We start from the raw sequence: 19494 nt of genomic DNA, 5'->3' as shown, positions 1-19494 counted from the left end.
ATCAAATGCAGGGTCAGATACATCCTGTAAATGTAAGCAATTTCCCATCTTGGATACAGGCATGTATTTGAATGGCATGCCACCCATTGATCTTCAATGCCATTCAACCCTCCATCGCGCCTTGAATTTCGCCTTGAACTGCGAATGCATTGCGCGTGCTCACACTCCCAAATACCGTTCCCACAGCGCTCTGTCCCCATCCAGCGCGGCCGAGTCTCCGCTCCACACGACCTTGCCGCGCTCCAGGATGAGGTGGCGGTCGGCCAGGCCCAGCAGGCGCTCCACGTATTTGTCGATGACCAGGATGGTCTGGCCAGCGGCGCGCAGCTGGGCCAGGCAGGACCAGATCTCTTCGCGGATGCGCGGGGCCAGGCCCTCGGTGGCTTCGTCCAGGATGAGCAGGCGCGGGTTGGTGACCAGGGCGCGGCCTATGGCCAGCATTTGCTGTTCACCGCCCGACAGTTGGTTGCCCATGTTGGAGGCGCGCTCGCCCAGGCGGGGGAACAGGGCGAACACGCGCTCGGGCGTCCAGGGCTCGGCCGCGCCGGGACTGCCCGAATTGCGATGGGCTACAAAGGCCGTCAGGTGCTCGCGCACCGTGAGGTTGGGAAAGCACTGGCGGCCTTCGGGCACGATGGCCACGCCGGCGCGGGCGATGCGGTCGGTGGCCCAGCCGGCGATGTCCTGCCCGGCAAACACCATGCGGCCAGCGCGCAGGGGCAGCTGGCCCAGCAGCGTGCGAAGCAGCGTGGTCTTGCCCATGCCGTTGCGGCCCAGCAGGGTGACGACCTGGCCTGCCTCGATGCGCAGGTCCACGCCGAACAGCACCTGGCTGGGTCCGTAGCCGCTTTGCACGGCCTGCATTTCGAGCATCACGCGCCCTCCTTCACTTCTTCGTCTCCCAGGTAGGCCTGGCGCACATCGGCGTTGCCACGTATCTCGTCGGGCGTGCCGGTGGCGATGATGCGGCCGTAGACCAGCACGGAGATGCGGTCGGCCAGGCGGAACACGGCCTGCATGTCGTGCTCCACCAGCAGCATGGCGGCGCGGCCGCGCAGGGATTCGATCAGCTCGGTCAGGCGCAGTGTTTCATCAGGCCCCATGCCGGCCATGGGTTCGTCCAGCAGCAGCACACCAGGCCGCGCGGCCAGGGCCAGCGCGAACTCCAGCTTGCGCTGCTCGCCGTGCGGCAGCGTGCCTGCGGAGCGCTGCAGCAGGCTGGCGTCGATGGCGCATTCACGCGCCAGCTCGCGCGCCTGCTCGTAGAGCGCAGCCTCGGCCGCGCGCGGGCGCCAGAAGCGGAAACTGCTGCCGGCATGCGCCTGCACGGCCAGCACCAGGTTGTCCAGCACGCTGGACTGCTTGAAGATGTTGGTGATCTGGAACGACCGCGACAGCCCCGCCGCCACGCGCTGGTGGGCGTTGAGCGCGCTCACGTCGCGCCCGGCCAGTGCCAGGGTGCCGGCGTCGGCCGCCAGCGTGCCCGACAGCAGATGGATGAGCGTGGACTTGCCCGCGCCATTGGGGCCGATCAGCGCATGGATCTCGCCAGGCGCCAGCGACAGCGAGACATGGTCGGTGGCCAGCAGCGCGCCAAAGCGGCGCACCAGGCCCTTGGCCTCCAGGGCCGGGGTGGAGATGGAGATAGGTGTGGCCGCGCCGCTCATGCCTGCCTCCCGCGTGCGGACCACAGGCCCGTCAGGCCGCGTGGCGCGCCGAACACCACGCACAGCAGCAGCAGGCCCAGCGGCAGGTGCCAGTACTCGGTCCACATGCGAAGCACTTCCTCCAGCGTCAGCATGACGACGGCGCCGGCCACGCCGCCCCAGCGCAGGCCCACGCCACCGACCAGCACCATGATCAGCAGGTTGGCCGACTGGGTCCAGTGCATGAGGCTGGGCGAGATGAACAGGTTGTGGTTGGCCAGCAGCGCGCCCGCCAGCCCCGCCACCGCGCCGCTAAGAACGAAGGCCACGAGCTTCAGGCGATAGACCGGGTAGCCCAGCGACTCCATGCGCGACTCGTTCTCGCGCACGCCCTGCAGCGCCTTGCCGAAGCGCGAATCCACCAGCCGGCCGAACAAGGCCATGAGCACCGCGAACAGCGCCAGCACCACGTAGTAGAAAGAAACGTCGTGGCCCAGGTCCAGCCCGGGCAGCACGGAATGGCCGGGCAGGTTCAGCCCGTCCTCGCCGCCGTACTGGCGCAGCGAGATGAAGATATAGAACAGCATCTGCGCAAAGGCCAGCGTGATCATGATGAAGTACACGCCGCGCGTGCGCAGCGACACGGCGCCCGTGGCGGCGGCCAGCAGCCCGGCCAGCAGCGCGGCTGCCGGCCAGGCGACCAGGGCCGAGGTGACGCCATTCATCGCCAGGATGCCCACCGCATAGGCCCCCGCACCGAAGAAGGCCGCATGCCCCAGCGCCACCATGCCGCCATAGCCCAGGATGAGGTTCAGGCTGGTGGCGGCCAGCGCGTAGATCAGCACGCGGCGCACGAAGGAGATGTAGAAGTCCAGCCCCAGCGCCGGAGCCACCAGCGGGAACACCGCCAGCGCCAGCAGCGCGAGCACGGTCCAGAAGAACCGGGCCTGGAACCTGCCTTGTAATGTGCTGTGACCCATGCTCAGCCTCGCGCAGGGAAAAGGCCGGAAGGACGGTACACCAGCACCACCGCCATCAGCACGTAGATGGAAATCGCCGCCAGCGTGGGCCCCACGCTGGACGCCACGGCCGGGGAGAACACCTGGCGCAGCAGCATGGGCAGGAAGGCCCGACCCGCCGTATCCACCATGCCCACCAGCAAGGCGCCCACCAGGGCGCCGCGTATGGAGCCTATGCCGCCGATGACGATGCACACCAGCACCAGGATCAGGATGTCCTCGCCCATGCCCACCTGCACCGAGGTGATGGGTCCCAGCAGCGCGCCCGCCACCGCCGCCAGCATGGCGCCCAGCGTGAACACGCCCAGGAACAGCAGCGGCACGCGCACGCCCATCAGCGTGGCCATCTGGCGGTTGGAGGCGCCTGCCCGCACCAGCACGCCGGCGCGCGTGCGCGTCACGAACCAGTACAGGCCCAACGCGGCGGCCAGGCCGAAGACGATGATCATCAGCCGGTAGGCCGGGTACATGAGATCGGGCAGCAGTTGCACGGGCCCGGACAGCGCAGCCGGCATGTTGAGCATCACCGGAGCCGGGCCCCAGACCATCTTGACCAGGTCATTGGCGATGAGGATGACGGCATAGCTGCCGAGCACCTGGGCCAGGTGGTCGCGCACGGCAAGGCGCCGTATCAGCACCAGCTCCAGCACCACACCCGCCACGCCCGTGGCCACGGCCGCCACCAACACCGCCGCCGTGAACGAGCCCGTGCGCTGCAGGGTCTCTGCCGCCACATAGGCGCCCGCCATGTACAGCGATCCATGGGCCAGGTTCATGATGTCCATGATGCCGAACACCAGGGTCAGCCCGGCCGCGATCAGAAACAGCATCAGCCCGAACTGCAGGCCATTGAGCAATTGCTCCAAGAGCAGCGTCCACGTCATCCACACGCCCCCTGCCGCGGGCGCATCGGCCCGCGCGCGGTCAACAAATCATCCGGCTTTGAAAATCAAGATCAAGGCACGCCGCGCTCGACGGGGGCGCGGCGGCGGGGTCACATCTTGCAGTCGTTGACGTAGACGTCCTGGTACTTGTCGAACACCTTGCCCACCAGCTTGTTGGTGATGCGGCCGCTGCCATCCTTCTCGATCACGCGCTGGTAGTAGGCCTGGATGGGGTAGTGGTTCTTGCCGTACGTGAAGGGGCCGCGCACCGAGGCGTAGTCGGCCTTCTCCAGCGCCTTGACAATGGCCTGGCGGTCCGAGGCCTTGCCGCCGGCCTGCTTGACCGCCGCATCCATGGCCATGATCACGTCATACGCCTGGGCCGCGTAGACCGAGGGGTTGCGGCCCTTGTACTCCTTGCGGAAGGCCTCGACGAAGGCCTTGTTCTGCGGCACGTCCAGGTCATGCGCCCACTGCGCGGTATTGACCATGCCCAGCATGGGCTCGCCCACGGCTTGGATCACGTCCTCGTCGGCCGAGAAGCCCGGGCCGATCAGCTTGACGCTTTGCGACAGCCCCGTGGACACGAACTGCTTGACGAAGTTGATGCCCATGCCGCCCGGCAGGAAGATATAGACCGCATCGGGCTTGGCCGCGCGGATCTGGGCCAGTTCGGCCGCATAGTCGATCTGGCCCAGCTTGGTGTAGACCTCTTCGCCGGGCGCGGTCTTGTAGCCGCGCTTGAAGCCGACCAGCGCATCCTTGCCGGCCGGATAGTCGGGCGCCATGATGAACATCTTCTTGAAGCCACGGTCGGCGGCCAGCTTGCCGGCTGCCTCGTGGAAGGCATCGTTCTGGTAGGACGTGCCGAACCAGAACGCATTGCACTGCGCTCCCGCGAACTGGCTGGGGCCGGGATTGTTGGACAGGTAGGGCACCTTGGCGCCGAACAGCGCCGGGCCCACGGCCAGGGCCACGTTGGAGCCGATGGGGCCGGTGAAGAAATCCACCTTGTCGCGCTGTATGTAGCGCGTGACCAGCTGGCGCGCCTGGTCGGGGTTGCCGCCCATGTCGGTCTGCAGGAACTCGGCCGGCTGGCCGCCCAGCTTGCCGCCCAGCTGCTTGATGGCGAGGTTGAAGCCGTCACGCGCCTCGGCGCCCAGCGCGGCAAACGGCCCGGAAATATCGTTGGCGATACCGACCTTGATGGTGTCCGCCTGCGCGAGCGCGGGAACAAAGGCAGGGGCCAGGGCCGCTGCGGCCAGGAAGGGGGTGAGGAAACGCATGCTGCTGTGCTCCTTGCGCGGGCCGCGCGGATGGCGATCGGTGGTGAGGCAGTCTTCCGTCACGCTGGACGGGAAACTCTGTAAGGGCTGGAACGGTTGGCGCGGGTCTTAGTTTAGGTTTAAAGTATTTTGCAGAACAAGTCTGGGACTTGTACCAATACCTGCCATACAAACCATTTCGCGCCATCTCCGTTCCAATGCCCGCACTCTACCGTCACTACGACCGCGCCGGACTCGATGTCCAGTACAACGCCCGCGCGACGGTACCCGACATCACCCCCATCATCAAGGCCTATGCCGACGACAGCCGGGCCGCGCGCCAGAGCCTGCCCTGCGCGCTGAACGTGGCCTATGGCGAGCATGCCGACGAGCTGCTGGACATTTTCCCGGCAGCAACCGGGGCGGCAGGCGCCCCTGTTCTCTTCTTCATCCACGGCGGCTACTGGCGGCTGCTGTCCAAGGACGACTCCAGCAGCATGGCGCCCACCTTCACGCGCGCCGGCGCCGTGGTGGTGGCCCTGAACTATTCGCTGGCGCCCGCCGTCACGCTGGACCGCATCGTGGACCAGACACGCCGCGCCCTGGCCTGGGTGCATGCGCACATCGCCCGCTACGGCGGCGACCCGGGCCGCATCCATGTCTGCGGCAGCTCGGCCGGCGGCCACCTGGCGGGCATGCTGCTGGCCGGCGGCTGGCATGCGGACTACGGCGTGCCCGAGGCCGTGGTGCGCGGCGCCGCACCGCTGTCGGGCCTGTTCGACCTGCGCCCGCTGGTGCACACCCACATCAACGAATGGATGCGCCTGAGCGAGCAGGACGCCATTCGCAACAGCCCCGCCCTCCTGCCGCACGGCGCGGCCTGCCCGCTCATCGTCAGCTACGGCGAGAGCGAGACCGATGAATTCAAGCGCCAGAGCGACGACTACCTGGCCGCCTGGAACCTGCGCCGTGGCCCCGGTCCATCGTCAGGCCAGTACGTGGCCATGCCCGGCACCAACCATTTCGACATCGTGCTCACCCTGAACGACCCGGCCAGCCCGCTGACGCGCGCCATCCTCGCGCAGATGGGCTTGAGCGCCCCCACACCGCAGAACCAGCCATGACCCACGCTCCCGACCTGGAGTCGCGCGCCGCGCCCGACGACCACCATGCGCTGCGCCTGTGGCTGCGCATGCTCACCTGCTGCAACCTCATCGAAGGCGAGATCCGCAACCGCCTGCGCAGCGAATTCGACACCACCCTGCCCCGCTTCGACCTCATGGCGCAACTGCAGCGCGCGCCCGAGGGCATGAAGATGGGCGAGCTGTCGCGCCACATGATGGTGACCAACGGCAACATCACCGGCATCACCGACCAGCTGGAGAAAGAGGGCCTGGTGGTGCGCACCAAGGTGGAGTCCGACCGGCGCAGCTCCGTGCTGCACCTCACCCCGCTGGGCCGCAAGACCTTTGCGCGCATGGCCAAGGCGCATGAGTCCTGGGTCATGGGCATGTTCGGCGACATGCCGCAGGCCAGCCGCAACGACCTGTACCAGGCGCTGGGCGACCTCAAGCAGCAGGTGGTGGCCCACCGCTCGCCGACGGACTGAGCGCGCGCAGACCCACCCCCGTTCAGCCCTGCACGCAGTTGCGCCCTGCGGCCTTGGCGCGGTACAGCGCACGGTCGGCCGCTTCCACCAGCGCCACGGCGGCACCTTGGGTGGAGCCGTGGGTAGTGCCTTGTGTAGCGCTTTGTGTAGCGCCTTGAGTCGCGCCAGCCTCACCGCACTGCGCTGTCGCCACGCCGATGCTGGCCGTCACATGGCCGAAGCGGCTGCTGCGGTGCTCCAGGCCCAGGCCCTCGATGCGCGCACGCAGCCGCTCGGCCACCTGCAGCCCGCCGGCCTGGTCCGTATTGGGAAGCACCACGGCCAGCTCCTCCCCGCCGTAGCGCGCCGCCATGTCGCCGGGCCGCTGCACGGCCTGGGCCAGGGCGCGACACACTGTCTGCAGGCAGGCATCGCCCGCCACATGGCCGTAGGCGTCGTTGTAGCCCTTGAAATGGTCCAGATCGATCAGCAGCAGCGACAGCGGCGTGCCCTCGCGCACGGCGCGCCGTGCCTCGCGCTCCAGCACCTCGTCGAAGCGGCGCCGGTTGGCCAGGCCCGTGAGCTGGTCCTGGGCGGCCAGCACCTCCAGCCGGCGGTTGGCCTGCAGCAATTCCTCGCGCGCGCTGACCAGGGAGCATTCGGCACGCGAGCGCAGCCGCATCGCCGCCGTCAGCCGCCAGCCGATCAGCGCAATCGCCAGAAACAGCCCCAGCACCACGGCCAGCGTCAGCTGCGCCTGGCGCTGCCAGGAACTGAGCGCCTCGTCGCGGCCCAGGGCCACCGTGGTCACCAGCGGATAGCGCTCGCTGCGCAGGAAGGCATAGATTCTTTCCGTGCCATCCAGGCCCGAGCGGAACGACGCCGTGCCCGACATCGCCCCCGCATAGTGGCGCAGGAAATTGGGCGACTGCGAGAAGTCCCGCCCCAGGTCCTGCTCACGGAAGGGGTGGCGCACCAGCAGTTGCCCGCCCGGCGTGCTCAGTGAAATGGCGCCCTGCTCGCCGATGTCGATCTTGCCGAACAGCCGCAGGAAATTTTCCACACCCAGCGTCACCACGACCACGCCGGCAAACTGGCCCTCGCTGTCGGTATAGCGCCGGCTGATGGTGATCACCCATTCGCTTGTGGAGCGGCTGCGGATCGGCGGCCCGATGTAGATGCCTGACGACGGGTCGTCGCGGTGGTGCGTGAAGAAGTCGCGGTCCGCGCTTTGCGTTCCTGGGGGAAACGTCCCCTTGGACGACATCAGCCAGCGCCCCTGCGCGTCCACGACCAGCAGCTCGTTGAGCTGGTTCAGCAGCTGCTCCTGGCGGTTGACCAGATGCAGCACGCGCTCCAGGTGCGCGGCACCGGCGCCATCCAGCTCCAGCCTTTCGGCAATGCCCAGCAGCAGCATGGAGCTTTGGGTGATCACGCCTTCGGAATAGGTATTCAGCGTCTGCGCCAGATTGCGGTTGACGGTATCCACCTCGGCCAGCGTGCGCTGGCGCGCAGCCACCAACTGCCACACCGTGGCCGCCGATACCGACACGAACACCACGGCCAGCAGCCAGCCCACCAGGCGGGTATCGCGTTTGACGGGCCGACCGCTGCGGCTGCGGCAGGCCCTTGTCCACCAATCCCTCTTCGTCACATGCACCTGCGCCATCTCGGCAGTCTCGCCGCCGTCCGATCTTGGGGTTTTCTGCGTCCGGGTTCAACGCCAGTGCAGCTTCCTTCCGCAAGCGATTCCCGTCCTCGACCCAGGTCGAGCCGGAAAAACCCGCGAACCCGGTATTGTCCCCGGCTTCGGAAAAATCGGCCGGCAGGGTTGGGATTGGGGGGGCTGCCGGCAGTTTCAGGCTGAATGCGGATGGCAGGCCTGTGATCACAGGCCTTATCGTCAATGCATGGGTGATCAGCCGGGGCCGTCGCTCGCGGCAGCAAGAAGCGGCACCAAGACATCACCGATCGGGGTCGGAACCCCGCGCGCCCGGCCGCGGCGCGCGATAACGCCGTTGCGGATATCCCATTCGAGCGGACGGCCTGCTTCGCGATCCGCCAGTATGGACGTGCCCAGGTCGGCAGGGGATGCCTGGAACTTGTCGAGGATCGCCTGCGGGACCTCATCGCCCAGTTCAGCACCTTCGGCGCGTGCCACGGCCAGGCACTCCTGCAGGTAGTCCAGTGTGAGCTTGGAGATGTCGTGCCGGCCGTACATGCCCGAGCGGCGATGCGTGAGCGCCATGAGCCCGGCCGCCGCGTTCTGCAGCAGCTTTTGCCAGGCCAGAGATCTGAAATTCGAAACCAGGTCTACCAGGCACCGGGAGCCTTGCAGTGCCTGCGCAACCACGAGGGAGGCCGCTTCGTCAGGCAGGCTGATCCGAGCATCGCTGCGCAGGAGCACCGATCCATCGGATTGCGCCTGCGCAGGGAACCACACGACTGCAGGAACGACTCGCCCCTGAGGGCACAGCGCAGTGACACTCTCCAACTGCTCGACCCCGTTTTGCAAGACACACACGACGGTTTGCGGGCCGCTCAACGCCGCAAGCCATTGCGCAGTGGCAGCGGTCTGAGTCGCTTTGACCGCGAGAAAAACGAGGTCCACCGGGCGTGCAATCTGTGCTGGCTCCGTTCTCACCGGCCCGGGAACAACGATGCGAACACCGCTACCTTGCAGCACCAGGCTGTCACGCGGCGTACGGCCGCAAAGCATGGGCGTACGGCCGACTTCGTGCAACGCAGCAGCGACGGTGGTCCCGATCGCACCGGGCCCCAGGACAGCGATTCTTGTATGGACTTGTTGATTCACTGAAGCGGATTCCTCGAAACGGGCGCTCGGCGCCGGCCTCGACACCTGAAAAGGACAATTATGGAGTGCCACGGGCGCAGTGGAGGGCTGCTCTTGGCTGTGCCTGCATAGGTGCAATGCATCTTGATAGTTTCTCAGTATTCATCCCGGCAAAATACACGTCAGTGGACTCTTTCATTGGGCATGCAATATGAGTTGACGAACATTGCAGTATTCCGTAACGATTGACGAATATCCGGCTTTGATATTCCGTGCCTTTTGGCGAATTGCTCGACCGCCGCTGTGTCAAAACGCGTAGTCTGGATGAAGTCCAGGGCTTCGGCATCCGTATTCAAAAACCGTGCGACCGGAGGAATGCTCAAAAGCCATTTCAGCAATCGGAGCGAAATATGATGCTTTGGGGACTTTATTCCAAGAGGTTGTGCCACCTCTGCCAGGAGTTCTCGCAAGTTGGGACTTTGGTCGTCAAGCGCCAGAAGCTCCTGACCTGCCATGGAAGGATCAAAAGCGCAAGCCGAAACCAGCTCGACCAGATAATCCACAGTGACCAATGGCAACCAGTGCTCCGCGCTACCGGGCACTGCAGCCAGTTTTCCCTGCGCCAGATTGCGTATCAGATCCACCAGTGGCTGGCTGCAAGGTATATGTCCCGTGCGGCTATGACCACAGACCGTTGCGGGGTGCACGACGGTCATTTTCCCTCCCTTGGCAGCCATGAACTCCAGGGTCGCGAAATGCGCCTCCAGCTTGCTCCCCTCGTAAGCGCCGACACGCCGATAGACGGCAGGCCAATGAGTCCTTTCCGGATGGCCGGGATCAATTCCGATGCGCTGCAGATGTTCATTGTTCTTCAGCATATAGCCGCCGATCATCACCAGCCGGCTATCTTGCTGCGCTGCCAACAACGCCACGCGCTTTGCACCTTCCACATTCACTGCACGCGAATGCTCCATTGAAAGGCCCCACGCGAAGTGGGCGCCCAGGTGGAACACAACTTCGGCCTGCCGCAAAGCCTCTCGATCGGAAAGACTCAAGCCGAGGCTCTCCTGCTCCAGATCGCCAGCCACGGCAAAGACACGGTTTGCGACACCTCCCAGATTGTCGACCTGCTCCCGCAGTTGCGCCAGGCGCTCCGGGCGACGCATCAGCACCCGAATCGTGTGACCTTTTGCGCTCAGGCATGACACCAGATGCTGGCCGATGAAGCCGGTCCCTCCCGTAACAAAGCACTCCACGCTCATTTTTCTGCTCCTTGGCACGATGAAAAATCGAGTGTAGACTGTCGACCCAACTCTATAGTCAAGCGTTTTTTCATGAATATCGGCGAACTCGAGGTCCGCAGCGGCGCCAGCCGCCATACCCTGCGCTACTACGAGAAGATCGGCCTTATCGCACCATTGCGGCGAAACAACAATTACCGTGTTTACACACCGCAAACCCTGCAGGATCTTGGATTTATCCAGCGCGCACAAAGCATGGGATTTTCTCTTGCGGAAATAGGCGAAATTCTGGACGCTCAGAGAAACAAGTCAATCGATTGTGCCGAGGGTGCCAAGTTGATTGAAAAGAAAATGCTGGAAATCAGAAAGAAAATCACTGAGCTCAAAAGCATTTATCGGTATTTGGACGAGGAGCGTGCAAATCTCGAGGCCAGTGCTGCCCAGCAACTTGAGCTTCAGCGACTCAACAACGCCTTGAAGTGAGCTGTCGGCATCCAGACAACAGCGGCAATCGCTGCATGGCTGCTCCCGGCATCACCCGAGTACATCCGCGCAGCCTGGACAGAAAACGCATCTGCCGCGCCAAGGCATGGCGCAGCCATTCATCCACGGCTATGCTCAATACCTTTGCCGTTGCGCAGTCGGTGCCCGCCCTGCAACGGACCTTGACTGTTCAGGACCTCCCATGCACATCGAACCCGGCGTCGTCAGCCCCGAAAAAATCGCCCTCAGTTATGTCACCGCCGCAGCGGCCTTCGGCCTGACCGCCGCCCTGGCACGGCAAAGCCTGCGCGACAACGGCGGCTGGCTCGCGCTGCTGGCCCGCAGTGTCATCACCACCGCGCTGGTGTTCAGCTTCTTCGAGGTGTTTCCGCACGAGCCGGTCGGCGTGTCCGAGGTCCATCTGATCCTGGGCTCGACCTTGCTGCTGATGTTCGGCGCGGGAGCTGCGGCCATCGGCCTGGCGTTCGGCCTGCTGGTGCAGGGCCTGTTCTTTGCCCCCTTCGACCTGCCGCAGTACGGCATGAACGTCACCACCTTGCTGGTGCCGCTGTATGCGGTGAACCAACTGGCGCGCCGGCTGATTCCCGCCGGCACGGCCTATGTGGACATCAGCTACAGGCAGGCCCTGGCCCTGTCCACCACCTACCAGGGCGGCATTGTCCTGTGGGTCGCGTTCTGGGCCATCTACGGCCACGGTGCCAGCCTGGCAACCTTGACCGAGGTGGCAAGCTTCGGTGCTGCCTACATGTGCGTCGTGCTGGTGGAACCCCTGGTGGACCTGGCGGTGCTGTGGCTGGCCAAGCGCCTGGCGACCTTCACCCAAGGGCCGCTTTTCAATACCCGCCTGCACGCCGTTGCGGTCTGACAGGGCCGGCTCCCCCGGTCACGGTTGACGCCCCATAGGGCATCTTGCCCCGGTGCTCCCGCCTTGCCGCCCCCGGGCCACCATGGCAAAGCGGGGAGCGGCAGGTGCATGGACGGCCCCGCGCGCAGCCGTGGCCGCTTCCTCTTGGTCCAGCATGACCAGGTCCCTCTTCATCAGCCTGCCGGCAAGCGAGCTCGGCAAATCCACCGCCTTCCACAAGGCCCCGGGCTTCCAACAGAGCCCGCAGCCCAGCAGTGAGGACGGCTTCGCCATGGTCTGGAGCGGCGGGATGCCTGCGCAGTACAAGGACCCGGCGTTCGCCTCCGCGACGTGGCCTTGGGAACGCGGCCGACGCCGGAATCGCTGCAGCCGGGTGATCGGGCAAGCCTGAAAACCTGCTTCCTGCGACAATCCGCCCCGCTCGCTTTGCTCCACTGCATCGCGACGGCACGGACCGTCGCCGCATTGCTCCTTGTCTGGCGGCTCTCACAAGGAGCGCGCCTGCGCCGATACCTCCATCGCCCATGGCTCTCGACCCCTTCACCCTGCTCGTTCTCACCACGGCCATGGCGGCCGCTTCGGCGCTGTATCTGGCTGCGGAATGGAGCAGCGTGCGCGAACGCTCGCTGCTGCTGTGGAGCGCGGGGTTCGCCATCATCGTCGTGGGCTGCGTGCTGGCCCTGCTGCGTTCCAGCGGCCATGTGCTGCTGGGCATCTGGTTTCCCAACGGCCTGCTGATCGCCGCCCACTGGCTGTTCCTGGCCGGGGTCGCCGGATTCATGCGCGTGCGGCTGTCGCACTTCTGGTGGCTGCTGGCCGTCGTCTGGCTGGCCATGCTGTTTCTGCCAGACGGGCCCTGGTGGTCCAAGGCGATGCTGGGCATCCAGTCGCTGCTGATCGCCATCACCACCTTGCGCGCCGGCCTGCTGCTGCGCCCGCATGGCGGTGCGCTGGGCATGGGCGCGGCGCAGTTGAGTTTCGTGCTGCTGGCGCACGGCCTGTTCTACCTCGCCAAGGCCGGATCGACCGTGGCGCTGGACGCCTTCGTCAACCTGGGCAGTTTCCGCGGCACGGTGATCCTGATCTCGCTGGTGGAGGGCGTGATGGCGATCATGCTGCTGGCCATGTCCATGACCGGGACGGAGCGCCATCGCCGCGAGGAGCGCATCGCGCAGATTGCCGCCCGCGATCCGCTGACCTCCCTGGACAACCGCCGCGCGCTCTATCTGCGTGCACCGGCGCTGCTGGCACAAGCCTCGCCGGCCCGCCCCGGCGCCCTGCTGCTGATCGACATCGACCACTTCAAGCAGGTCAACGACCTGCACGGCCACGATGCCGGCGACCGCCTGCTGATGACGCTGAGCGACCTCATCCGCAGCGTGCTGCCTCGCGGCGCACTGGCCGCGCGGCTGGGCGGGGATGAGTTCGTGATCCTGCTGCACAACGTCTGCGGCACGGCCGCACAGGCGCTGGGCCAGGACTTGCGCGAGGCGTTCGTGCAGCAGGCGCGCGCGATGTTCGCGACGCCGCAGCCCGTGTCCCTGAGCATCGGTGCGGCCTTGTTCGACCAGCCCGGAACAGAGCTGTCCCACTGGCTCAAGCAGGCCGACGAGGCCCTCTATGCATCGAAGCGCAAGGGACGGGACCGGATGGAACTCGCCCCGCTTGCGCCAGGGCGGCCCCACGGATGATCTGCTTGCCGCAGGTGGGCCGCTTGCGTGCGCTTGCAGGTCACATCTGCCACTGATAGGGGTCCGGGCCGGTTCAGTCCGGGTCGTTTTGGCGCCTCAAGGCGTCAATGCAAAGTCCACCGCAGCCTCGGCATGCAAGGCCGTGGTGTCCAGCACGGGCACGGGGCAATGCGCCTGCTGCACCAGCAGGCTGATTTCCGTGCAGCCCAGCACCATGGCCTGGGCGCCCTGCCCGGCCAGCTGCGCCATGATGCGCTGATAGGTGCGCCGCGACTCTTCCCGTATCCGGCCTGCGCACAGTTCCTCGTAGATGATGCGGTGCACTTCGGCGCGGTCCGCCTCCTGCGGCACCATCACCTCCAGCCCCTGCTGCTGCAGGCGCTCGCGCATGAAGGGCTGCTCCATGGTGAAGCGGGTGCCCAGCAGCCCCAGCCTGCGGTAGCCTGCCGCCCGGGCCGCATCGGCCACCGGGTCGGCAATGTGCAGAAAAGGGATGCGCACCGCTGCCGCAATGCGGTCTGCCAGCTTGTGCATGGTGTTGGTGCACAGCAGCACCCCATCCGCCCCGCCATCCTGCAGCCGCCGCGCGGCATCTTCCAGCAAGGCGGCTGCGTCATCCCAGCGGCCTTCATGCTGGGCCAGCTCGATGGGGCCAAAATCCACGCTGTACATGAGCAGTTTTGCAGAGCGCAGCGGACCCAGCCGGTCGCGCACGCCCTGGTTGATGAGCCGGTAGTACTCGGCGCTGGACTCCCAGCTCATGCCCCCGATGAGACCGATGATGCGGTGAATTTCCGTGTGGTTTGCGTTCATGCCTTCAGTGTGGGCAGCGCCCGGTTTCCCGTCTATCAAGAAATTTCAGTTCAAGACACAAGGCGCCAGGGTGATGAAAGTTCAGGAACTACCGGGATTCGAGGTGCAGCTGCTGGGCCGCGCGGCCTACAGCAGCCATGACCCGACCCGCCTTCATTCGCTGGGCATTGCGCTGGAGCGCCAGCAAGGCGTGCATGCCATTGGCAGCGACCGCCGCGTGGACTTCGACACATGGCCCGGCACGGTGGCACGCACGCCACCGGGGGTGGATGTGTTTTCCGAATCGGCCACGGGCGGCGAGTACCTGGTGGTTCGCTGTACCCCTGCGCAATGGGAGCAATGGCTGGACGACGCAGTGCCTGACACCGAAGCCCGGCGCGTTGTGCACCCTGGCCAGCGCGCCGCCTTGCAGATTGCGCACCAGCTGCGGCAACTGCTGCTTTGCCCCGAGACGGACACCCTGGCAATAGAGCAGGCAGCCCTGCACTTCATGGCCCGGCAATGCGTCGTTGCGAGGGATGTGCCCCATGTGCCCATCCCGCGCATCGATGCATTGCGCCCGGTGTATCGGCCGGTTCTGGAGCGCATGGCGGCCGAGTTTGCACAGCCGTTGAGCATTGCCCAGCTGGCCCGGATGACCCGTCGCACCCCGCTGCGTTTTCTGCGTGAGTTTTCCCAGCTGCTTGGCATGACTCCGCATGCCTATCTTGTGGAGACCCGCATACAGGCGGCCCGCTCCATGATGCGGGCGGATGCCGATTCGCTGGCCTGTATCGCCCACGATTGCGGCTTCAGCCATCAATCGCACATGGGAGCCGCGTTTCGCAAACATCTGGGGCTGACGCCCAGCCAGTACCTGGCCCGCATTCGCCATACGGCCAGGCAGTGACCGATGGAGCACCTGGACCCGTCACGCCCGGGGCATGCGGCATGACCGGTGTTCCAGGCGGTGCAATGAACTTGCAAGTTCCCGCGTTGGCTTTTCATTCCCATTGTCAATCCGAACAGACGGACTCGACCTGCGCACTTCAACCGCGCATACTTAGGGCCATTGCTCTCCCCCTGTTCTGATTTGCGATGGCGCGGCAGCCCAACCTTGCCGTGTTCCTGCCAATGGAGCGGACTACCGATAATTCATTTCCGTTATCAACGGCATATCGTGCCGCTCGGCCATGTCGGGCAGAACTGAGGACCGCCAATCCGCCAGCAGCGTGCCCATTCAATGTGCGTACACATCTGATAGAGCAGATCAATGAAATGACCCCTCGAAAATCCACATTCGCACCTTTGAGCAGAATTTTTGCTTTCGCCATTGAACTGGATGGAGTGGACCGTGTGCTGTCCGTGGTCCGGCGGCATCTGGGCATGGATGTGGCCTTTGTGGCCCGATTCCGCGAAGCGGATCGGGTGCTGGAGCATGTGGACGAGAGCACTGGCGGAGTGATTTTCCGGCAGCAGAAGATTCCATTGAACGAGGGCTATTGCCAGAAGGTGGTCAATGGCGAATTGCCGCAGTTGATTCCAGACACGTCCCGTTTACCCGCTGCACAGGGAATACCGGAGACGCACACCATTCCCATCGGCTCGCACCTGAGCGTACCGATCCGCCTGGATGACAACCGTCTGTACGGCACCTTGTGCTGCTTCAGCCACCAGCCCAATCCCGCGCTGGGTGAGCACGATATGTCGCTGTTGCGGGCATTCTCCGATTTATTGGGACTGCATTTCAGTGCAACTTCTGCGGTCCAGCATGCAAGGGACAAAGCGGCCAACGAAATCCGCCTTGCCATGCAGGGCAATGCGCTGCGCCCTGTATTTCAGCCCGTATACACCATCGCGACAGGCAAGCTGCACGGTTTTGAGTGCTTGTCGCGCTTTGACCTGGAGCCATTTCGCCCGCCAGACCAATGGTTCAAGGCAGCGCACGAAGTCGGCCTGGGGCTGGAGCTGGAGCGCCATGCAATCGACACGGCGCTTGGCGCGCTCGGTCGCCTGCCAACCGATTGGCTGCTCGCAGTCAACTGCTCGCCGCAGCTGATCCAGTCGGGGCAGCTGCCCCGGCTTCTGGGTTCGGACCAGGATCTGTCGCGCGTGACGCTGGAAATCACGGAGCATGCCGCCGTGGATGACTACAGGGCTTTGGCCGATGCACTGGCTCCGCTGCGGCGCCGGGGCGCGACCTTGGCGGTCGACGATGCCGGTGCCGGCTACTCCAGCATGCGGCACATCCTGCATCTTCAACCGGACATGATCAAGCTGGACATGAGCATCACGCACGACGTCGATACCGACCGCAGCCGCCGTGCGCTCGCCAAGGGGCTCACGAGTTTCGCGCACGAAATAGGAAGCGTGGTGGTCGCCGAAGGTGTGGAGACTGCCGAGGAATTCAATGCGCTGGCAAGCCTTGGCGTGGATCTGGCCCAGGGCTACTTCTTTGCCAAGCCGATGGGGTCAGCACAGGCGCTGGCCATGGGGCTTGCCAGGGCCTAGGGCCCAGGCGTTCAAGCTTTCGAGCCTGCGTGAATGCGTGCCTGCCTGCATGCGTGAATGTGCTGTGGCGACGCAGCGTTCTCCCGCCACATTGACCGGGATCAAGCGCACACCAGCCATGGTGCCCGAGCAAGGCGCCCGTTGCGCGAAGCCGTAGTGCACCCGGCGCATAATCGCCTGCATTCTTTCCCCAGCCCATCCGCCATTGCAGGTCTGCATGCGGCAGGCGCGTCCAGCGGCCATCGCGGCGCCCCAGCATTTCCCCAGACTTCCAGCAACAGCCTCCCGGCAGGCGGTCATGGGCATGCCTACGGTGAACCCAGATGGAAGTTTTGAAGCAACTCGAACCCCTCATGCGCGACATCATCGCGCCCCAGGCCGCGCAGATCGACGAGCAGGCACGCTACCCGCGCGCCGCGCTGGATGCACTGGCGGCAGCCGGCCTGCTGGGCCTGATCAGCGCCAGCGAGGTGGGCGGCCTGGGCAAGGGCCTGGCCGAAGCGGTGCAGGTCGTCGAGCGCATTGCCCAGGACTGCCCCTGCACGGCCATGGTGCTGACCATGCACTACTGCGGCGTGGCGCTGATCGAACCCTTTGCCGACGACCCTGTGCGCCGCGAGATCGCGGCCGGCCGCCACCTCACCACGCTGGCCGTGTCCGAAGCCGGCTCGCGCAGCCATATCTGGGCGCCGACGGGCACGGCGACCGCCGCTGAAGATGTCATCCACCTGAACGCGCTCAAGAGCATGATCACGTCGGCCGGCGAGGCCGATTCCTATGTCTGGATCTCGCGCGCCACGCAGGGCGAGGGCAATACGCTGTGGCTGGTGGACAGCCGGCTGCCGGGCCTGTCCATTCCCGGACGCTTCAACGGCATGGGGCTGCGCGGCAATGCGTCCTCGCCCATCGAGGCACGCAACGTGGGCGTTCCACGCGCCCGCATGCTGGGCGCCGACGGCGAGGGCGAGGCCGTGAAAGGCCGCTATCTGATGCCCTTCTTTCCCACGCTGATCGCCACCACGTCCATCGGCCTGATGCAGGGCGCGCTGCGCCGCGCCGTGGCCCATGTGGCGGGCACGCGCTTTGCGGAAAGCGGCAGCTCGCTGGCCGACCTGCCCACCATCCGCGCCTACCTGGCCCGTGCCCAGCTGCGCCTGGAGCAGGCCCGCCTGCTGCGCGACGATACCGTGGCCGCCGTGCAGGCGGCCCGGGCCGATGCGCGCACCCGCCTGCTGCAGAGCAAGGCCGCAGCCGCCGAGGCCGCACTGGAAGTGACCGACATTGCCATGCGCGTGTGCGGCGGCGCCGCCTTCCGCAAGGAGCTGGGCATAGAGCGCCTGTTCCGCGATGCGCGCGCCGCCTCGGTCATGGCGCCCACCACCGATGTGATCTACGACATGCTGGGCAAAGGCATGTGCGACGCCGCCGCCTGAGCCTGAACGGCAGAACCCGTCGATCGCTTCACCCCTCCTCCCCCATCCAGCAAAGGACTTCCGCATGACGACAACCGCCCCCGTGATCAAGCTCGGCGCCGTGGCCTACGCCCCCAAGGTGATCACCATCTGGGAAGGCTTCAAGGCGTATTTCATCGAGCGCGGCTACTACTTCGACTACGTGCTCTATTCCAACTACGAGTCGCTGACCGAGGCGTTGATGGCAGGCGATGTGCACCTGGCCTGGAACTCGCCGCTGGCCTTTGTGCGCGCCGACCGCATGGCCCGCGCGCGCGGCCTGCGCGTGGAGTCCATCGCCATGCGCGATACCGACCTGGACCTGCATTCGCTGCTGGTCGTTCCCGCAGACAGCCCCATCCAGAGCGTGCAGGACCTGCGCGGCAAGACCGTGGGCTTCGGTGCCGTGGATTCGCCCCAGGCCACGCTGATCCCGCTGGACCATCTGCGCCAGCAAGGGCTGGTGGCCGGGCGCGACTACACGGCACGCCGCTTTGACGTGCTGGGCGGCAAGCACGGCGACCACATCGGCGGCGAGCGCCTGGCCGCCGCCGCCATGGTGGCCGGCGAGATACAGGCCTCATGGATGGTGGGCAAGAACTACCTGGCCTTTGCGCGCGAAGGCACGCTGCCGGCCGGCGGCACGCGCGTGCTGGCCACCTCGGGCGCCTTCGACCACTGCAACATGACGGCCGGCCCGCACATCGATGCCGGGCGTGCCGCCGCCTTCCGCGACATCCTGCTGGCCATGTCCTGGGACGACGCGGCAGTGCGCCCGCTGCTGGAGCTGGAAGGCCTGAAGGTCTGGCACCCGGGCCGCGGCACGGGCTACGGCCTGCTGGAGCGCGCGGTGACGGACGAGGCCTTCTACGACGCCGAAGGCCGCATCACCGTGCAGGACTACCGTTACTGATACGCGCCATGGCCATGCCTGATTCCGACAGCGGCGCCCTGCCCGCCTCCACCCAGCCCGCCTCCACCCTGCCTGTCATCGACCTTCAGGGCCTGGGCTTCGATGCCGGCGCCCATCTGCTGGTCAAGCACGCGCTGGCCGCCCTGCCCGTGGGCGGGCAACTGCGCGTGACCGGCAGCGCGCCGGGCTGGCAGGCCCAGCTGTCGGGCTGGTGCAGCGACCAGGGCCATGGCCTGCGCTGGGAGGATGGCGTGGATGCAGCACAGGCCATGGCCATCGTGGCGCGCGGCGGCGCCCAGGCCGGGCGCTGGCGCGGCGCGGCGCAGACGG

Annotated in this window: 19 protein-coding genes and 1 pseudogene; 11 read left to right on the top strand and 9 right to left on the bottom strand. The window is 65.9% G+C overall.

Going from position 1 to position 19494, the window contains the following annotated elements:
• Positions 1-159: 159 nt before the first annotated feature.
• The 5 genes from PO605_RS30200 to PO605_RS30180 form a co-directional block, all read right to left on the bottom strand.
• Positions 160-873, bottom strand: coding sequence for an ABC transporter ATP-binding protein (locus tag PO605_RS30200; RefSeq protein WP_013801790.1), 714 nt, complete (start codon positions 871-873; stop codon positions 160-162).
• Positions 873-1667, bottom strand: a complete 795-nt coding sequence (locus PO605_RS30195; protein WP_047475075.1) for an ABC transporter ATP-binding protein — start codon at positions 1665-1667, stop codon at positions 873-875. Before PO605_RS30195 ends, PO605_RS30200 begins: the two co-directional genes overlap by 1 nt.
• Positions 1664-2626 (bottom strand): branched-chain amino acid ABC transporter permease, encoded by a 963-nt coding sequence (locus PO605_RS30190; protein WP_272207309.1) that lies wholly within the window; start codon positions 2624-2626, stop codon positions 1664-1666. The genes PO605_RS30195 and PO605_RS30190 overlap by 4 nt, the downstream gene beginning before the upstream one ends.
• 2 nt (positions 2627-2628) lie before the next feature.
• A complete protein-coding gene (locus tag PO605_RS30185) occupies positions 2629-3549 on the bottom strand; it encodes a branched-chain amino acid ABC transporter permease (protein WP_047326908.1) in 921 nt (306 codons plus the stop codon).
• Between the two features lie 110 nt (positions 3550-3659).
• Positions 3660-4835, bottom strand: coding sequence for an ABC transporter substrate-binding protein (locus tag PO605_RS30180; RefSeq protein ID WP_016450648.1), 1176 nt, complete (start codon positions 4833-4835; stop codon positions 3660-3662).
• A gap of 197 nt (positions 4836-5032) precedes the next feature.
• Between PO605_RS30180 and PO605_RS30175 the strand changes: the two genes are divergently transcribed.
• Positions 5033-5938 carry an alpha/beta hydrolase gene (locus PO605_RS30175; protein ID WP_272207308.1) on the top strand — a complete coding sequence of 302 codons (906 nt, stop codon included), beginning with the start codon at positions 5033-5035 and terminating at the stop codon, positions 5936-5938.
• The gene (locus PO605_RS30170; protein ID WP_012206289.1) at positions 5935-6423 is read left to right on the top strand and encodes a MarR family winged helix-turn-helix transcriptional regulator; all 489 of its coding nucleotides are present in this window, start codon (positions 5935-5937) and stop codon (positions 6421-6423) included. Before PO605_RS30175 ends, PO605_RS30170 begins: the two co-directional genes overlap by 4 nt.
• Before the next feature lie 22 nt (positions 6424-6445).
• On the opposite strand, the gene PO605_RS30165 is transcribed toward PO605_RS30170, so the two are convergent.
• The 3 genes from PO605_RS30165 to PO605_RS30155 all read right to left on the bottom strand — a co-directional run bounded on the left by PO605_RS30165 (position 6446) and on the right by PO605_RS30155 (position 10458).
• The gene (locus PO605_RS30165; protein ID WP_026062543.1) at positions 6446-8071 is read right to left on the bottom strand and encodes a sensor domain-containing diguanylate cyclase; all 1626 of its coding nucleotides are present in this window, start codon (positions 8069-8071) and stop codon (positions 6446-6448) included.
• 249 nt (positions 8072-8320) lie between these two features.
• On the bottom strand, positions 8321-9217 hold the full coding sequence (locus PO605_RS30160) for an oxidoreductase (protein ID WP_047474031.1): 897 nt from the start codon (positions 9215-9217) through the stop codon (positions 8321-8323).
• A gap of 161 nt (positions 9218-9378) precedes the next feature.
• A complete protein-coding gene (locus PO605_RS30155) occupies positions 9379-10458 on the bottom strand; it encodes an SDR family oxidoreductase (protein WP_016450652.1) in 1080 nt (359 codons plus the stop codon).
• Positions 10459-10530: 72 nt separating this feature from the next.
• Between PO605_RS30155 and PO605_RS30150 the strand changes: the two genes are divergently transcribed.
• The 4 genes from PO605_RS30150 to PO605_RS30135 all read left to right on the top strand — a co-directional run bounded on the left by PO605_RS30150 (position 10531) and on the right by PO605_RS30135 (position 13497).
• Positions 10531-10920 (top strand): MerR family transcriptional regulator, encoded by a 390-nt coding sequence (locus tag PO605_RS30150; RefSeq protein WP_043790259.1) that lies wholly within the window; start codon positions 10531-10533, stop codon positions 10918-10920.
• A gap of 202 nt (positions 10921-11122) precedes the next feature.
• On the top strand, positions 11123-11806 hold the full coding sequence (locus tag PO605_RS30145) for an energy-coupling factor ABC transporter permease (protein WP_016453227.1): 684 nt from the start codon (positions 11123-11125) through the stop codon (positions 11804-11806).
• 154 nt (positions 11807-11960) lie between these two features.
• Entirely contained in the window at positions 11961-12197 is a 237-nt protein-coding gene (locus PO605_RS30140) for a hypothetical protein (protein ID WP_047474029.1), read from the top strand.
• A gap of 133 nt (positions 12198-12330) precedes the next feature.
• The gene (locus PO605_RS30135) at positions 12331-13497 is read left to right on the top strand and encodes a GGDEF domain-containing protein (protein ID WP_047474028.1); all 1167 of its coding nucleotides are present in this window, start codon (positions 12331-12333) and stop codon (positions 13495-13497) included.
• Positions 13498-13593: 96 nt separating this feature from the next.
• Here the strand turns inward: PO605_RS30135 and PO605_RS30130 are convergent, their stop codons facing one another.
• Positions 13594-14310 (bottom strand): aspartate/glutamate racemase family protein, encoded by a 717-nt coding sequence (locus tag PO605_RS30130; RefSeq protein ID WP_034367640.1) that lies wholly within the window; start codon positions 14308-14310, stop codon positions 13594-13596.
• 73 nt (positions 14311-14383) lie between these two features.
• On the opposite strand from PO605_RS30130, the gene PO605_RS30125 reads away from it, so the two are divergent.
• The 5 genes and pseudogenes from PO605_RS30125 to PO605_RS30105 form a co-directional block, all read left to right on the top strand.
• Positions 14384-15199 (top strand): helix-turn-helix domain-containing protein, encoded by an 816-nt coding sequence (locus PO605_RS30125; RefSeq protein WP_046238685.1) that lies wholly within the window; start codon positions 14384-14386, stop codon positions 15197-15199.
• Between the two features lie 368 nt (positions 15200-15567).
• Positions 15568-16800 carry a sensor domain-containing phosphodiesterase gene (locus tag PO605_RS30120; RefSeq protein WP_034367634.1) on the top strand — a complete coding sequence of 411 codons (1233 nt, stop codon included), beginning with the start codon at positions 15568-15570 and terminating at the stop codon, positions 16798-16800.
• Between the two features lie 323 nt (positions 16801-17123).
• Positions 17124-18233: an acyl-CoA dehydrogenase family protein gene (locus PO605_RS30115; RefSeq protein ID WP_026062547.1), complete on the top strand. Its 1110-nt coding sequence runs from the start codon at positions 17124-17126 to the stop codon at positions 18231-18233.
• A gap of 64 nt (positions 18234-18297) precedes the next feature.
• Entirely contained in the window at positions 18298-19164 is an 867-nt protein-coding gene (locus tag PO605_RS30110; RefSeq protein WP_016450660.1) for a phosphate/phosphite/phosphonate ABC transporter substrate-binding protein, read from the top strand.
• A gap of 14 nt (positions 19165-19178) precedes the next feature.
• A pseudogene (locus tag PO605_RS30105) lies at positions 19179-19494 on the top strand (ferritin-like domain-containing protein); the annotation flags it as partial.

The organism is Delftia sp. DT-2 (assembly GCF_028401915.1).
Taxonomy (GTDB): Bacteria; Pseudomonadota; Gammaproteobacteria; order Burkholderiales; family Burkholderiaceae_C; genus Comamonas; species Comamonas tsuruhatensis.
The sequence above is the reverse complement of the archived record's forward strand: the minus strand, read 5'-3'. Positions and strand labels throughout refer to the sequence as shown.

What these genes read in the sequence shown, in the direction of transcription:
- PO605_RS30200 (WP_013801790.1), bottom strand. Translation starts at nt 873, where the DNA reads ATGCTCGAAATGCAGGCCGTGCAAAGCGGCTACGGACCCAGCCAGGTG.
- PO605_RS30195 (WP_047475075.1), bottom strand. Translation starts at nt 1,667, where the DNA reads ATGAGCGGCGCGGCCACACCTATCTCCATCTCCACCCCGGCCCTGGAG.
- PO605_RS30190 (WP_272207309.1), bottom strand. Translation starts at nt 2,626, where the DNA reads ATGGGTCACAGCACATTACAAGGCAGGTTCCAGGCCCGGTTCTTCTGG.
- PO605_RS30185 (WP_047326908.1), bottom strand. Translation starts at nt 3,549, where the DNA reads ATGACGTGGACGCTGCTCTTGGAGCAATTGCTCAATGGCCTGCAGTTC.
- PO605_RS30180 (WP_016450648.1), bottom strand. Translation starts at nt 4,835, where the DNA reads ATGCGTTTCCTCACCCCCTTCCTGGCCGCAGCGGCCCTGGCCCCTGCC.
- PO605_RS30175 (WP_272207308.1), top strand. Translation starts at nt 5,033, where the DNA reads ATGCCCGCACTCTACCGTCACTACGACCGCGCCGGACTCGATGTCCAG.
- PO605_RS30170 (WP_012206289.1), top strand. Translation starts at nt 5,935, where the DNA reads ATGACCCACGCTCCCGACCTGGAGTCGCGCGCCGCGCCCGACGACCAC.
- PO605_RS30165 (WP_026062543.1), bottom strand. Translation starts at nt 8,071, where the DNA reads ATGGCGCAGGTGCATGTGACGAAGAGGGATTGGTGGACAAGGGCCTGC.
- PO605_RS30155 (WP_016450652.1), bottom strand. Translation starts at nt 10,458, where the DNA reads ATGAGCGTGGAGTGCTTTGTTACGGGAGGGACCGGCTTCATCGGCCAG.
- PO605_RS30150 (WP_043790259.1), top strand. Translation starts at nt 10,531, where the DNA reads ATGAATATCGGCGAACTCGAGGTCCGCAGCGGCGCCAGCCGCCATACC.
- PO605_RS30145 (WP_016453227.1), top strand. Translation starts at nt 11,123, where the DNA reads ATGCACATCGAACCCGGCGTCGTCAGCCCCGAAAAAATCGCCCTCAGT.
- PO605_RS30140 (WP_047474029.1), top strand. Translation starts at nt 11,961, where the DNA reads ATGACCAGGTCCCTCTTCATCAGCCTGCCGGCAAGCGAGCTCGGCAAA.
- PO605_RS30135 (WP_047474028.1), top strand. Translation starts at nt 12,331, where the DNA reads ATGGCTCTCGACCCCTTCACCCTGCTCGTTCTCACCACGGCCATGGCG.
- PO605_RS30130 (WP_034367640.1), bottom strand. Translation starts at nt 14,310, where the DNA reads ATGAACGCAAACCACACGGAAATTCACCGCATCATCGGTCTCATCGGG.
- PO605_RS30125 (WP_046238685.1), top strand. Translation starts at nt 14,384, where the DNA reads ATGAAAGTTCAGGAACTACCGGGATTCGAGGTGCAGCTGCTGGGCCGC.
- PO605_RS30120 (WP_034367634.1), top strand. Translation starts at nt 15,568, where the DNA reads ATGACCCCTCGAAAATCCACATTCGCACCTTTGAGCAGAATTTTTGCT.
- PO605_RS30115 (WP_026062547.1), top strand. Translation starts at nt 17,124, where the DNA reads ATGGAAGTTTTGAAGCAACTCGAACCCCTCATGCGCGACATCATCGCG.
- PO605_RS30110 (WP_016450660.1), top strand. Translation starts at nt 18,298, where the DNA reads ATGACGACAACCGCCCCCGTGATCAAGCTCGGCGCCGTGGCCTACGCC.